Source organism: Halomonas sp. KX33721 (assembly GCF_001596805.1).
Taxonomy (GTDB): Bacteria; Pseudomonadota; Gammaproteobacteria; order Pseudomonadales; family Halomonadaceae; genus Vreelandella; species Vreelandella aquamarina.
In genome coordinates this window covers 75,552-88,889 of the sequence record NZ_LVIA01000005.1, presented here as the reverse complement: position 1 = coordinate 88,889, position 13,338 = coordinate 75,552, and the positions used below count along the sequence as shown (strand labels likewise).

Here is a 13,338-nt window from a genome sequence, read left to right as displayed (position 1 = left end):
CTCAACCCTTTTTCGCTGATGGTTTACGCGGGCCGTTCCGGGTACGGCGCGGGCCACGACGAGTCGGCTGTTTATCGGTTGCAGCAGCGGCTTTCGGGCCGCCGCTCTCACCACGGCGCTTGCGCGGTTGGCGGCGCGGGCGTGGCTTATCGTCGGCGAGGCCAAAGTCGATTTTACGGTCATCCATATCGACACGCGCTACCTGCACGGTCAAACCGTCGCCTAAGCGATACGTAGTACCCGTGCGCTCCCCTTTTAGGCGATGCTTCTCGGCTTCGTAATGATAGTAGTCCGACGGCAGCGAGGTGACATGCACTAGGCCTTCTACATAGAAGTCGTCCAGACGAACAAACAGACCGAACTGCGTTACAGAGGCAATCGTGCCTTCGAACGTCTCCCCAAGCTTATCGGACATGAACTCACACTTAAGCCAGCTCTCGACATCGCGAGTCGCTTCATCCGCGCGTCGCTCGGTCATCGAGCAGTGCTCGCCCAGTTCCAGCATCTGCTCGAAGGTATAGGGGCACCACTTGCTCGGCGGCTCTACCGGCGCTCCCTCTACCCGCACGACCGTATTGGTCTGGCGCGGCCCGCGAATGACCGAACGAATAGCGCGGTGAACCAAGAGATCGGGATAGCGGCGAATCGGTGACGTGAAGTGGGCATACGCTTGGTACGCCAAACCGAAGTGCCCTTCATTTTGCGGCGAATAGACCGCCTGATTCATCGAGCGCAGCATGACCGTCTGGATAATATCGGCGTCCGGTCGGTCAGCGATGGCTTCACGCAGCGCTTGATAGTCTTGCGGCGTGGGTTCGTCGCCCCCACCCAAGGAAAGCCCCAGCTCACTCAAGAACAGGCGCAGCTTGTCTAAGCGCTCGGGCGTGGGCCGCTCATGAATACGGTAAAGCGCAGGCAGGTCATGCTTATCCAAGAAGCGCGCCGTGGCTACGTTGGCGGCCAGCATGCACTCCTCGATGAGCTTGTGAGCGTCGTTGCGGGTACGCGGCACGATTTTTTCGATCTTGCGCTCATCGTTAAAGATGATCGCTGTTTCGGTAGTATCGAAATCGATCGCTCCGCGCTCTTCCCGAGCAGAGCGCAGCAGGCCATACAGCTCGTGCAGGTTTTTGAGCGGCTTGACTAATTCCGCATGCTCACGACGCAGCGCCTCACCCTCTTCGCTCTCGCCATCCAACATCGCCGCCACCTTGTTATAGGTCAGGCGAGCATGGGAGTTCATCACGGCTTCATAGAACGAGTAGCGGCTAATGGCGCCGGTTTTGGAGATATTCATCTCGCACACCATCACCAGGCGGTCGACATGCGGATTCAGCGAACAGAGACCATTGGAGAGCAGCTCCGGCAACATCGGGACGACTTGACCGGGGAAGTAAACCGAGTTCCCATGCGTACGCGCTTCATCATCCAGCGCAGTGCCGAGTCGAACATAGTGCGACACATCGGCAATCGCTACCAGCAGCTTCCAACTACCGGATTTGGTCTTCCAAGCGCAGACAGCATCGTCGAAGTCTTTGGCAGATTCGTCATCAATGGTGACAAGCGGAATGTCACGCAGATCGACGCGATGCTTTTTATCCTCCTCCAAGACCTCGGCAGAGATTTCGCTGGTTTGATCCAGCACCTCTGGCGGAAACTCGGCGGGGATGTCATAGCTGCGAATGGCAATGTCGATCTCCATGCCAGGATCCATACGCTCACCCAGCACTTCGATGACTTCACCCACCGGCTGCACCCGCGTGGCGGGCTGCTGCACGATCTTGGCCGAAATGACCTGGCCGTCTTTGGCACCCCCACAGGCGGCATGTGGGATGATCACTTCTTGCGTAATACGCGGGTTTTCAGGAATCAGCACGCCAAATTCCGGCGTGTTACTACGGTATACACCGACAATGGTTTGAGTATTGCGGGCAATCACATCGACAATGGTCGCTTCGTCACGACCGCGACGGTCACGACCACTAATGCGTACCAGCACGTGGTCCCCGTGAAATACACGCCGCATTTGACGAGGCGGCAGGACGAGATCTGGCTTTTTGCCATCATCTCTGAGTACGAAGCCAAAACCATCGCGATGCCCAAGCACCTTACCTTTAATCAGATCGAGCTTATCGATCAGCGCGTAAGCACCTCGTCGATCACGCAGCACTTGCCCGTCGCGCTCCATAGCGGCCAGGCGCCGACGCACGGCTTCTAGGTGCTCTTCATCTTCAATGCCCAGCATTCTACTCATGTTTTCATGAGTAATCGGTTTACCGTAGCTTTCTAAGGCAGCCAGTAGATATTCGCGGCTGGGCGCAGGATTATCGTACTTTTGCGCCTCGCGCTCGGCGTGCGGATCATCACTCAACGTCCAGTACTTCATGCGATCAACATCCTTGGTGGCGTTTGCGGGAGGCGGACAGTTAGCGCAGGCGTGGTGCACTGCGGGTGGGAGTTGTCTTCGACGGCGTTAGCGCCGTTGTCAGCTGCTAATAAGCTGAAGCATGTCATGTTTTGTTTGGTCATAGGCGCAGTATAGCGCTGCCCGCTCAATCACCCAACCACCTAACACCGCATTAATGCGATTTCAGTATTAAAAAAAGCACCTTGGGGCTTGCATTTAACCACGGCCTCGGTATCATACGCGCCACTTGCCCAGATGGCGGAATTGGTAGACGCGCTAGCTTCAGGTGCTAGTGTCCGTATGGACGTGGAGGTTCAAGTCCTCTCCTGGGCACCATACGAATACAGACGCTACAACTGTTTTAGTTGTAAAATTTTAGTTGTAAAAAGAATGATGCGCCCAGGTGGCGGAATTGGTAGACGCGCTAGCTTCAGGTGCTAGTGTCCGTATGGACGTGGAGGTTCAAGTCCTCTCCTGGGCACCATTTTATGGTCCCGTCCGCATCACTCTTTATCTTCCTAATAGATATTCAATAAATACCTCGCTCAGAGTTATTCTTAATAGAGAACCATCTTTGTATGGCGCTTTTTTGCGTCTTATCTTCATGACTGCGATTGCACCCTACCGCCTTAACTTACTTGCCAAACATGTCAAGCGGGCGAAACATTAATGCGGCTTCGCCCGCCGTGATTGCTGGTTAATGCATCTCCGTGCTTATTGATAGCGCCCAGGGCGGCGAGCAATTTCTTCCAGCGCCCATCCTTGTGTCCGCAGCTCGCCTTCTAGCACGGCTTCCATGGTAGGGGTTAAGTCAGGAAAGAAGTTCAGTCCCGTTTGCGCTTCGATATCATCAATGGTGACGAGGTAGTCATCCAGCGGCTCATTGCCTCTGACGTCTTGGGGCATAATAAATGCCAGCGCTAAAGGCGCTTCGTCGTGAGGCGCAACGATAATTTTGTAGAACGCCTGAGGCACTTCCACAAAGCCGACGCGGTTAAACACGTTATCCATAAAGCGCTCAGGGTAGATCGGCCCGGTGATCACCTGTAAGCGCTCAAAACGCGGCGCGAAGTGGTCCATCACCGACTCTTCTAAACGCTGCCACAGTTGGCGATTTAAGTTGGGCCGCTGCGGAGTGATATTACTCATTAAGAAGGTGTCGATTTGCGCACTACGCCCATGCACGGCAGCAATAGCGTAGTTAGGCGCCAGATGCCCGCGGTCGTAGCCGCTCCCTGAGTAGCTATCAGTATCCACCGGCCATAGCGTGCGCCAGTCAGCCTGAAAGTTGGGCCGCCCGCCGATCCGGGTATTGTCCGGTACGGCCTTCACTTGATAGCTCACCCATAGCGCACCGACACGAACATCCGACCATCCCACTAAAAAGCCATCGTTGCGTAAAACGCGATGAAACGTGGTGGGGCGAAACTCCTCCCAAGTGGGCACGCCTTGCCAGGTATAGGCATCTTGATGTTGGCGCCCCTGGAATTCCCATAACCCGGTTCCCACTATTACAAACAGCACAGCGATGCCCAGGCGTCGCCCCTGACGACGCCAGTGCACAAGCGATTTCCCCAACGGAGTCACTCCCCTACAAGCTTTTTAGATAGACCAGTATGTTTTTTTAGTAGGTAGCTAACGTTACCAGCCGAGTGAAAACATGGTTTCCAAGTCGTGACGAGAGTGAACCTGCATGGCATTCAGCGTTTCGGTATCACTAATCCCTTCTACGGCATTTAGGCGCTCGGTCACCAGCTCCGCTAGGCTCTCAAAATCGCGGGTGCGAGCAATGGCGACTAGGTCGTAACGGCCGCAGGTGGAGTACACTTCGCTGATCCCTTCCACATCGGCTAGGCGTTCAGCCACTGCCTTTACTTGGCCTTTTTCGGTATTAATCAAGATCACTGCGTTTTGCATGGCGCCCTCACTAATCATGTCTTGTGGATATCACGCTACGGGGCGAGTATAGCAGCCTGCTAGGTACGGCCAAGCGCTGCCTGACAGCGTGGCTAATTGTCGCGCTATTTATAAGGTTATTCGCACTAATTTTGAGCATGCGCTAGCATGTACCGTAGGCCTCCGATTTATAAGACTTGTCGGAGTATTAAGAGGTGGATCACCACCCGACAACCGTAGCAAAACGTCAGACCGTGACGATAAGGAGACACCATGGCTAATCAGAGCCGTCGTAAGTTCATGCGTAACAGTGTGCTGGGCCTCGCTGCCCTACCGTTTGGTGCTGGCATTCTGTCGAAGAGTGCTTTTGCTCAGGAACTGCCGCGTCTGGATCCGTCCTCTCCTACCGCTCAGGCGCTTAACTACGTCGAAGTGGCCAGCGATGCGAGTGACCATCCCGCTTATGAAGAGGGCGAACTCTGCTCTAACTGCATGTTCTTCAATGCAGACACCGAAGGTTGCCAGCTCTTCCCAGAAAACAGCGTTGCACCGGAAGGCTGGTGCCAATCGTGGACGGCCAAAGCGTAAGCAACCCCCAAGGTGTAAGCAAACCTTAGGCTACTGCGATATCCATGACCCCGCGCCCTGCGCGGGGTCACTGTTTTTAGCCAGCCCCTTTGCTCTCTTCCTCTACCGGCCAGTGATAACGGCGGGTGACTTTCCCATCTTCCATGGATACCAAGTGTACAGGGAAGCCCCATAGCTGCTGTAAATGGCGAATCACCGGATAGACACTTCTCCCCAGTGGCCGACGACTATCCTGAATGTGATGCAGCGTTAATGAGCGATCACCGCGAATGGCAGCTTCTACCACCTGAATATTCGGCTCACGCACCGACAGAGCATATTGGCTTGAAAGCGCTTCACGTATGCGTTTGTAGCCACGGTCATCGTGAATAGCAGCAACCTCAAGCATCTCTACCTGGTCGTCATCGACAATTAAAAACAGCTTTAAGTCGCGAATCACCTTAGGTGACAAGAACTGCTGTATGAAGGATTCATCCTTAAAGTTGCGCATCGCGAACTCAAGGGTCTCCCGCCAGGGGCTACCTGCAATATCGGGAAACCACTCGCGGTCTTCAGCCGTCGGCGCATCGCATATCCGTTTGATGTCCATGAAGATGGCAAAGCCCAGCGCGTAGGGATTAAGGCCACTATAATAAGGGCTATCGAACCCCGGCTGATTGATGACCGCCGCGTGGGACTGTAAGAACTCCAGCATTAGTCCTTCATCGACCTTACCCTCATCGTAAAGCCGATTCATTAGCGTGTAGTGCCAGAAACACGCCCACCCTTCGTTCATGACCTGGGTTTGCCGCTGTGGGTAAAAGTACTGGGCCAACTTACGCACGATACGCACGATTTCACGCTGCCAAGGGGTCAGCAACGGTGCGTTCTTCTCGATAAAATAGAGCAAGTTTTCTTGTGGTTCTGAGGGGTAGCAGCCGCCGCTATGCAGGCCTAGCGGGTCATCATCGCTGTGCAGGCTTCCCGGGAGCGGCGCGACGCCAGCTGGCGGCTCGGGGATCGTTCGCCACAACATGTTGACCTGGGTTTGCAGGTACGCTTCGCGCTCGTCTTGGCGTTTGGCCTCCTCCTCTGCCGAGATGGGTGATGGCCGCTTGTAGCGGTCTACCCCGTAGTTTTGTAGCGCATGGCAGGCATCCAAAAGTTGCTCGACGGCGTGCACGCCGTGGCGCTCTTCACACTGGGCGATGTATTTGCGAGCGAACACGAGGTAATCGACGATGGATTCCGCATCGGTCCACGTGCGGAATAGGTAGTTGCCCTTGAAGAAGGAGTTATGACCGTAGCAGGCGTGGGCAATCACTAACACCTGCATCATCAGGGTATTCTCCTCCATCAGGTACGCAATGCAGGGGTTGGAGTTGATGACCAGCTCATAGGCAAGCCCCATTTGTCCACGTTTGTAGGCCTGCTCCACAGAGAGAAACTGCTTACCGAATGACCAGTGGTGATATCCCACTGGCATACCGACGCTGGCGTAGGCATCCATCATTTGCTCGGTGGTAATCACCTCAATTTGATTGGGATAGGTATCCAGCCGATACTCATCGGCGAGCCTGGCGAGCTCCTCATCAAAACGCTCCAGCACGCTGAAATTCCAGTCCGACCCAGTGGCGATGGGCTTGCGGTTTACACTCATGGCGCACTCCTCGACTCGCACTACCGCTCTTGGCTCATGCGGCGCTTGAATAGCTCACGAAAAACGGGGTAGATATCTCCCGCATCGACGATCTGGCGCATGGCAAACCGCTCGGGAAACTGTGCTGCTACGGTTTCGTACTCGTGCCACAACGACTGATGATCGTGCGGGGTAATCTCCACGTAGGCGTAATACTGCAGCTGGGGCATCAACTGCTTTACCAGCAGATCACGACAGATGTTGGAGTCGTCGTCCCAGTTGTCGCCATCGGATGCCTGGGCCACGTAGAGATTCCATTGCCCGGCGGGGTAGCGTTTTTCGATGATCTTGTTGACCAGGTTCAGCGCGCTGGAGACGATGGTGCCGCCGGTTTCTCGCGAGTAAAAGAACTCCTCTTCATTCACCTCTCTAGCAGCTGTATGGTGGCGCACGAACACTAGCTCGACTTTCTCGTAATGCTTTTCTAAAAAAAGATAGAGCAGTAAGAAAAACCGTTTGGCGATGTCTTTATGGTTCTGCGTCATGGAGCCCGACACGTCCATGACACAAAACATCACCGCTTGGCTCGATGGTTGCGGCTGGGCGGCGAGCTGGTGATAGCGCAAATCGTAGGTATCGATGAAGGGAATGGCGTCGATGCGCTTCTCCAGCCGCTCGATCTCGGCTTTGAGCTCCACGATACGCGCCGGGTTACGCAGCACCGGGTCTTTGCGCTCCTCGGCCGCTAGCGCCTCTTGCGCCTCTTTCAAAGCACGTTTGATGGGCGCGCGCATGGCGATACGCCGTGCATAGGCTTCGCGCATCGAGCGGGTAATGCTAATGCGCGAGGGCACCCCATCTCGCGCAAGCCCTGCCCGCACCATTTTGATCTCTTCCAACGACTTGAGCGGCTTGCGTTGTAAATGGGGAAGCTCCAAGCCATCGAAGACGAACTCCAGAAACTCCTCGCGGCTAAGGGTAAACGCAAACTCGTCGTTCCCCTCTCCTTGGTTAGAAGCGCCGCCTTCCTCGGCACCGCCACCACCCCCTTGGCCGCTAGGTCGACGGATTTTGTCACCTTCCAAAAACTCCTTATTACCCGGCGCGACGATGTTGCGTGCCCCGCCCGGCCCGTGCTGAAACACGGGTTCGGAAATGTCCTTGGTGGGAATCGATATTTTCTCGCCGCGCTCCATGTCGGTGATGGAGCGGCGGTTGACCGCCTCCTCCACCGAGCGCTTGATGTGCTTGCGATAACGCTCCAAGAAGCGCTGCCGATTGACCGCGCTCTTGTGCTTAGCGTTAGGTCTGCGATCAATAAAGTAGGTCATTCGACCTCCTCAACACCTCGATCTTGAGCGCCGACTCTTGGCGCTCTTGTGTGCGGGCCGACAGCGGCCCGCTACTGAGACTTACGCACGCGCAGGTACCATTCGGAGAGCAGCCGCACCTGTTTCTCGGTATAGCCACGGTCCACCATGCGCGCCACGAAATCCTCGTGCTTTTTTTTGATCCGACTTCGACGCTTTGGCGTTGAACGAGATCACCGGCAACAGCTCTTCGGTGTTGGCAAACATCTTGTGTTCGATGACGCCTTTCAGCTTCTCATACGACTGCCAGCTAGGGTTCATACCGTTGTTTTGCGCCCGCGCCCGCAACACGAAGTTCACCACTTCATGGCGGAAATCTTTCGGGTTGGAGATACCCGCCGGTTTCTCGATCTTCTCGAGTTCCTCGTTCAGCGATTGGCGGTTGAGCAGCTCGCCGGTTTCAGGGTCACGGTACTCCTGGTCTTGAATCCAGAAGTCGGCATAGGTCACATAGCGGTCAAAGATGTTCTGACCGTACTCGCTGTAAGACTCGAGATACGCGGTCTGAATCTCTTTGCCGATGAAGTCCACGTAACGCGGGGCCAAAAACTCCTTGATGAAGCCCAAGTAGCGCTCGAATACTTCGGACGGCAGCTGCTCGCGCTCCAACGCCTGCTCCAACACGTACAGCAGATGCACCGGGTTGGCCGCGACTTCGGTACTATCGAAGTTGAACACCTTGGAGAGAATTTTGAAGGCAAAGCGGGTCGAGAGCCCTTGCATACCTTCATCGACCCCAGCCGCATCGCGGTACTCTTGAATCGACTTGGCGCGTGGGTCGGTGTCCTTCAGGTTCTCCCCGTCATACACCCGCATTTTGGAGTAGATACTGGAGTTCTCCGGCACCTTGAGCCGCGACAGCACTGAGAACTGCGCCAGCATGCGCAGCGTATCCGGCGCGCAGGGCGCGGCGCTGAGGGAGGAGTCTTCCAACAGCTTTTGATAGATCTTGATCTCTTCCGACACCCGCAGGCAGTAGGGTACTTTGACGATATAGACACGATCCAGAAACGCCTCGTTATTGCGGTTGTTACGAAACGCCTGCCATTCGGACTCGTTGGAGTGGGCCAGAATCACGCCATCGAAAGGAATCGCGCCCATGCCCTCGGTAGGATTGTAGTTGCCCTCTTGGGTAGCGGTCAGCAGCGGGTGGAGCACCTTGATGGGTGCCTTGAACATCTCCACGAACTCCATCAGCCCCTGGTTGGCGCGGCACAGCCCGCCAGAGAAGCTGTAGGCATCCGGATCATCTTGGGAGTAAAGCTCCAGCTGACGAATATCGACTTTGCCGACCAGCGATGAGATATCCTGATTGTTCTCATCCCCCGGCTCAGTTTTGGAGATGGCAATTTGATTCAGCCGCGATGGGTAGAGGCGCACCACCCGGAACTGGGAAATATCACCACCGTACTCTTTTAAGCGTTTAGCCGCCCAGGGCGACATCACGCTGCGCAGGTAGCGCCCGGGAATGCCGTACTCCTGCTCCAGCAGCTCACCATCCTCTTCCGGTGAGAACAGTCCAAGCGGCGATTCATAGACCGGCGATCCTTTGATGGCATAGAAGGGAATGCGCTCCATCAATAGCTTCAGGCGCTCGGCTAGTGACGATTTACCGCCACCGACCGGCCCCAGTAGATAAAGAATCTGTTTACGCTCTTCGAGCCCTTGGGCCGCGTGGCGGAAGTACGCCACAATCTGCTCAATGGCTTCTTCCATCCCATGAAACTCGGCGAAAGCGGGATAGCGGCGGATCACCTTATTCGAGAAAATACGTGATAGACGCGGGTCTTTCGCCGTGTCGATCACTTCAGGCTCGCCTATCGCTTCCAGCATGCGCTCTGCGGCGCTGGCATACACCTTAGGGTCGCGGCGACAAAGCGCCAAGTACTCCTCAAGGCTCATGTCCTCTTGCTGAACGCGGGCAAATCGGTCTTGAACGTGATCAAAGATGCTCATGGAACTCTCCTGTGGCCCATCCCCCAGCGCAACCGCCAAGCCAATACCCCAGACGGTGTGCTATTCGAGGTGTCGCTCTATCAGCGTAGTCAGCATTAGCAAAAAGTGATGACTAAACCTTCAACGCAGCGCTGTTAACGATATGAGCACAGCAACAGGGGGTTAGTTGCGTGAAATATTGTGGCAACCCCACAATGCAACGCGCCGCCTGAGAAGGCGGCGCTTGAGAGCTCAACGTCAGAGCAGTTTTTAGCGGCGGTATTGCTCAAGCACGAACGTCAAGCACGGCTTTCACATCGGCCAACAGCTGATCGAGCAATTCAACGGTGGTGTTCCAAGCGCAGACGAACCGCGCTCCGCCGGCACCGATGAAGGTATAAAAGGTCCATCCTTTGGCTTTCAACGCTTCGATGGCGTGAGGTGGCAATTCAACGAATACGCTGTTGGCCTGGGTGGGGAACATCAGCGAAACACCCGGCAACGCCTGTAGCCCTTCCGATAGATAACGCGCCATGGCGTTGGCATGTTCGGCATTGGTTAGCCAAGCACCGCTTTCCAGCAGGCCCAGCCAGGGCGCAGAGACATAGCGCATTTTCGATGCTAGCTGCCCCGCCTGCTTGCATCGGTAGGAGAAGTCTTCCGCCAGCTCGCGATTGAAGAACAGGATCGCCTCACCAAACGCCAAGCCGTTCTTGGTGCCCGAGAAACACAGTGCATCGACGCCCACTTGCCAGGTCAACTCTGCGGGTGAGGCGTTCAAGCTGGCACAAGCGTTGGCAAAGCGTGCACCGTCCATGTGCAGCCGAAGGTCATGCTTATCTGCCATGGCGCGAATGGCCAGCAGCTCTTCGCGGGAGTAGACGGTGCCTACTTCGGTAGCCTGGGTGAGCGAGACGACTTTCGGTTTCGGGTAGTGGATATCGCTGCGCTTGGTCACCAGCGCTTCAATTCCTTGCGGCGTGAGTTTGCCGTTCGCCCCTGGTGAAGTCAGCAGCTTGGCGCCGTTGGAGAAAAATTCCGGCCCACCGCACTCATCGGTTTCAATATGCGCCAGCTCATGGCAAATCACGCTGTGGTAGCTGCGCCCCATCGCGGAGAGCGCCAGTGAGTTGGCTGCAGTGCCGTTGAACACGAAAAATACGTCGCAATCGTAGTCGAACATTTCACGAAAACGGTCGGCGGCGCGGGCGGTCCAGCGGTCGTTGCCGTAGGCTAAATCATCGGCCTGATTGGCTTCGAGTAAGTACTGCATCGCCTCCGGGCAGATACCGGAGGTGTTGTCACTGGCTAAAAATCGTGGGGTACACTCCGAGGGCATGACGATAATCCTTTTGTCTGACGGTCGTGCGGCGCAGGCTGAGTGCCACCCGCGCCTTAAATCCCTAACGTGGCTTAGTAGTTAGGGTGATCCATCAGTCTATCGCCATTTTAGCGTTAACGTCACGCCCCCCACGCGAGTTACAGCGAGGCCGCCAGCCGGGTGCCTTGATCAATAGCGCGCTTAGCATCCAATTCGGCCGCTTCATCTGCGCCGCCAATCACATGCACGCGGCTACCCGCTTGGGCCAGCGGCGAAATCAAGTCGCGTACCGACTCTTGGCCTGCGCACACCACAATGGTGTCCACCTCGACCACCTGCTCTTGCCCTTCGCGGCGGATGTGTAAGCCCGCATCGTCGATGCGCACATACTCGCAGCCGGCCAGTGTTTCTACGCCACGCTGCTTTAACGAGGCACGATGCACCCAACCCGTGGTTTTACCCAGGTTTTTGCCTGGCTTAGAGCTTTTTCGCTGCAGCATCACAATGCTGCGCGGTGAACGTGGCGGCTGCGGCGCTTTCAAACCGCCCCGCTCGCCCACTGCTAAATCGACGCCCCACTCATCGCACCATGCGGCCACCTCCATGGTGGGGTGCCCCTCGTGGGAAAGCAGCTCCGAAACATCAAAACCAATGCCGCCTGCCCCAATCACCGCCACGCGCTTGCCTACTCGTTCAGGCTGCTCAATGGCGTCTGCATAGCTCAGCACGCTGGGGTGGTCGGCTCCTGGTAACGCCAGTTCACGGGGCACCACCCCCGTGGCAATCACGATTTCGTCAAAATCTGCCAGGGCGCCTACAGTGGCTTCGGTGTTTAAGCGCACGTCCACCGCGTGCTTTTCGAGCATGACGCGGAAGTAGCGCAGAGTTTCGTTAAACTCTTCTTTACCGGGGATTTTGCGAGCGTAGTTAAACTGCCCACCCAACTCGCTGCGCCGCTCAAAGAGCACCACGGCATGCCCACGACTGGCCGCCGCTACTGCTGTGGCAAGCCCCGCTGGGCCGCCGCCTACCACCGCTACCCGCTTAGGTGTTTGCGCAGGCGCCAGGGTGATCTCGGTTTCGTGGCAGGCACGGGGGTTGACCAAGCAGGAAGTCAGCTTGCCCATAAAGGTGTGATCCAAGCAGGCCTGGTTACAGGCGATGCAGGTATTGATCTCCTTCGCCAAGCCCGCCTCGGCTTTACGCACCCACTCGGGGTCAGCCAAAAACGGACGCGCCATCGACACCATATCCGCATGGCCCTCGGCCAGTACGCGCTCAGCCACCTCCGGCATATTGATGCGGTTGGTGGTAATCAGCGGAATCGACAGCGCCGCGCGAATGCGGCGGGTGACTTCGGTAAACGCGGCCCGGGGCACGCTGGTCACGATGGTCGGCACCCGTGCCTCGTGCCAGCCAATGCCGGTATTGATGACGTTCGCGCCAGCGGCTTCAATGGCCTGGCCCAGTTGTACGACCTCTTCCCAGGAGCTGCCCTCTTCCACCAGATCAATCATCGACAGGCGGAAGATCAGCAGGAAGCGCTCGCCAACCGCTTGGCGAATACGCTTGACGATCTCGACAGGGAAACGCATACGCCGCTCAAAATCTCCGCCCCAGTCGTCGTCACGCTGGTTGGTGCGGCGGCAAATAAACTGGTTGATCAAATAGCCTTCCGAGCCCATCACCTCAACCCCATCGTAGCCCGCCTGCTGGGCCAGCGTGGCACAGCGCACGTAGTCGGCAATCTGCTGCTCTACCTCGTCGCTGGAGAGCGCTCGGGGGGTGAACGGGTTGATGGGGGCTTGCAGCGCCGAGGGGGCCACCAGCTCTGGTGAGTAAGCGTAGCGCCCGGCATGCAAAATTTGCATGCATAGGTGCCCACCGGCGGCATGTACCGCGTCGACAACGTGGCGGTGCTCCGCCACTTGAGACTCCTCTGTCAGCGCGTTGGCACCTTGAAATACCGCCCCTTCGGCATTGGGCGCAATGCCACCCGTCACAATCAGGCTTACCCCTGCACGCGCGCGCTCTGCATAGAACGCTGCCAAGCGCTCAAAGCCATTCGGCGCTTCTTCTAAATTGGTGTGCATGGACCCCATCAATACGCGGTTAGGCAGCGTTAAATGTCCCACGGTTAATGGACGAAATAGGTGCGGATAAGCTGGCGCTTGGCGCATCACGGTGCTCCTTCACTGTTATT

8 protein-coding genes, 2 tRNA genes and 1 pseudogene are annotated in these 13,338 nt (G+C 56.5%); 3 read left to right on the top strand and 8 right to left on the bottom strand.

Annotation, left to right across the window (positions count from 1 at the left end; translation table 11 throughout):
* Position 1: 1 nt before the first annotated feature.
* Complete coding sequence (gene rnr, locus A3220_RS01900) at positions 2–2,386, bottom strand: ribonuclease R (RefSeq protein WP_062372766.1); 2,385 nt, start codon at positions 2,384–2,386, stop codon at positions 2–4.
* A gap of 270 nt (positions 2,387–2,656) precedes the next feature.
* Between rnr and A3220_RS01895 the strand changes: the two genes are divergently transcribed.
* Positions 2,657–2,743 (top strand) — tRNA-Leu (locus A3220_RS01895).
* Positions 2,744–2,804: 61 nt separating this feature from the next.
* Positions 2,805–2,891, top strand: a tRNA-Leu gene (locus A3220_RS01890).
* A 230-nt stretch (positions 2,892–3,121) separates the two neighbouring features.
* Here A3220_RS01890 and A3220_RS01885 read toward each other — a convergent pair.
* Together A3220_RS01885 and A3220_RS01880 are read right to left on the bottom strand one after the other, a co-directional pair.
* Positions 3,122–3,970: a DNA/RNA non-specific endonuclease gene (locus tag A3220_RS01885; RefSeq protein WP_062372763.1), complete on the bottom strand. Its 849-nt coding sequence runs from the start codon at positions 3,968–3,970 to the stop codon at positions 3,122–3,124.
* Between the two features lie 78 nt (positions 3,971–4,048).
* Positions 4,049–4,324: an Lrp/AsnC ligand binding domain-containing protein gene (locus tag A3220_RS01880; RefSeq protein WP_044628486.1), complete on the bottom strand. Its 276-nt coding sequence runs from the start codon at positions 4,322–4,324 to the stop codon at positions 4,049–4,051.
* Between the two features lie 252 nt (positions 4,325–4,576).
* Here A3220_RS01880 and A3220_RS01875 point away from each other — a divergent pair, with 252 nt between their 5' ends.
* Positions 4,577–4,891: a high-potential iron-sulfur protein gene (locus A3220_RS01875; protein WP_044628485.1), complete on the top strand. Its 315-nt coding sequence runs from the start codon at positions 4,577–4,579 to the stop codon at positions 4,889–4,891.
* A 76-nt stretch (positions 4,892–4,967) separates the two neighbouring features.
* On the opposite strand, the gene A3220_RS01870 is transcribed toward A3220_RS01875, so the two are convergent.
* The 5 genes and pseudogenes from A3220_RS01870 to A3220_RS01850 form a co-directional block, all read right to left on the bottom strand.
* Positions 4,968–6,530 carry a SpoVR family protein gene (locus tag A3220_RS01870; protein WP_062372760.1) on the bottom strand — a complete coding sequence of 521 codons (1,563 nt, stop codon included), beginning with the start codon at positions 6,528–6,530 and terminating at the stop codon, positions 4,968–4,970.
* 20 nt (positions 6,531–6,550) lie between these two features.
* A complete protein-coding gene (locus tag A3220_RS01865) occupies positions 6,551–7,840 on the bottom strand; it encodes a YeaH/YhbH family protein (protein ID WP_062372758.1) in 1,290 nt (429 codons plus the stop codon).
* Positions 7,841–7,911: 71 nt separating this feature from the next.
* Positions 7,912–9,835 (bottom strand): annotated as a pseudogene (locus A3220_RS01860) (PrkA family serine protein kinase).
* A gap of 265 nt (positions 9,836–10,100) precedes the next feature.
* On the bottom strand, positions 10,101–11,153 hold the full coding sequence (locus A3220_RS01855) for a low specificity L-threonine aldolase (protein ID WP_044628481.1): 1,053 nt from the start codon (positions 11,151–11,153) through the stop codon (positions 10,101–10,103).
* A 140-nt stretch (positions 11,154–11,293) separates the two neighbouring features.
* Positions 11,294–13,315: an NADPH-dependent 2,4-dienoyl-CoA reductase gene (locus A3220_RS01850; RefSeq protein WP_062372755.1), complete on the bottom strand. Its 2,022-nt coding sequence runs from the start codon at positions 13,313–13,315 to the stop codon at positions 11,294–11,296.
* Positions 13,316–13,338: the final 23 nt, after the last annotated feature.

Bases quoted from the DNA above. Each gene is read 5' to 3' on its own strand.
- A3220_RS01875 (WP_044628485.1), top strand. From the start codon at position 4,577: ATGGCTAATCAGAGCCGTCGTAAGTTCATGCGTAACAGTGTGCTGGGC.
- A3220_RS01855 (WP_044628481.1), bottom strand. From the start codon at position 11,153: ATGCCCTCGGAGTGTACCCCACGATTTTTAGCCAGTGACAACACCTCC.
- A3220_RS01850 (WP_062372755.1), bottom strand. From the start codon at position 13,315: ATGCGCCAAGCGCCAGCTTATCCGCACCTATTTCGTCCATTAACCGTG.
- A3220_RS01880 (WP_044628486.1), bottom strand. From the start codon at position 4,324: ATGCAAAACGCAGTGATCTTGATTAATACCGAAAAAGGCCAAGTAAAG.
- rnr (WP_062372766.1), bottom strand. From the start codon at position 2,386: ATGAAGTACTGGACGTTGAGTGATGATCCGCACGCCGAGCGCGAGGCG.
- A3220_RS01865 (WP_062372758.1), bottom strand. From the start codon at position 7,840: ATGACCTACTTTATTGATCGCAGACCTAACGCTAAGCACAAGAGCGCG.
- A3220_RS01870 (WP_062372760.1), bottom strand. From the start codon at position 6,530: ATGAGTGTAAACCGCAAGCCCATCGCCACTGGGTCGGACTGGAATTTC.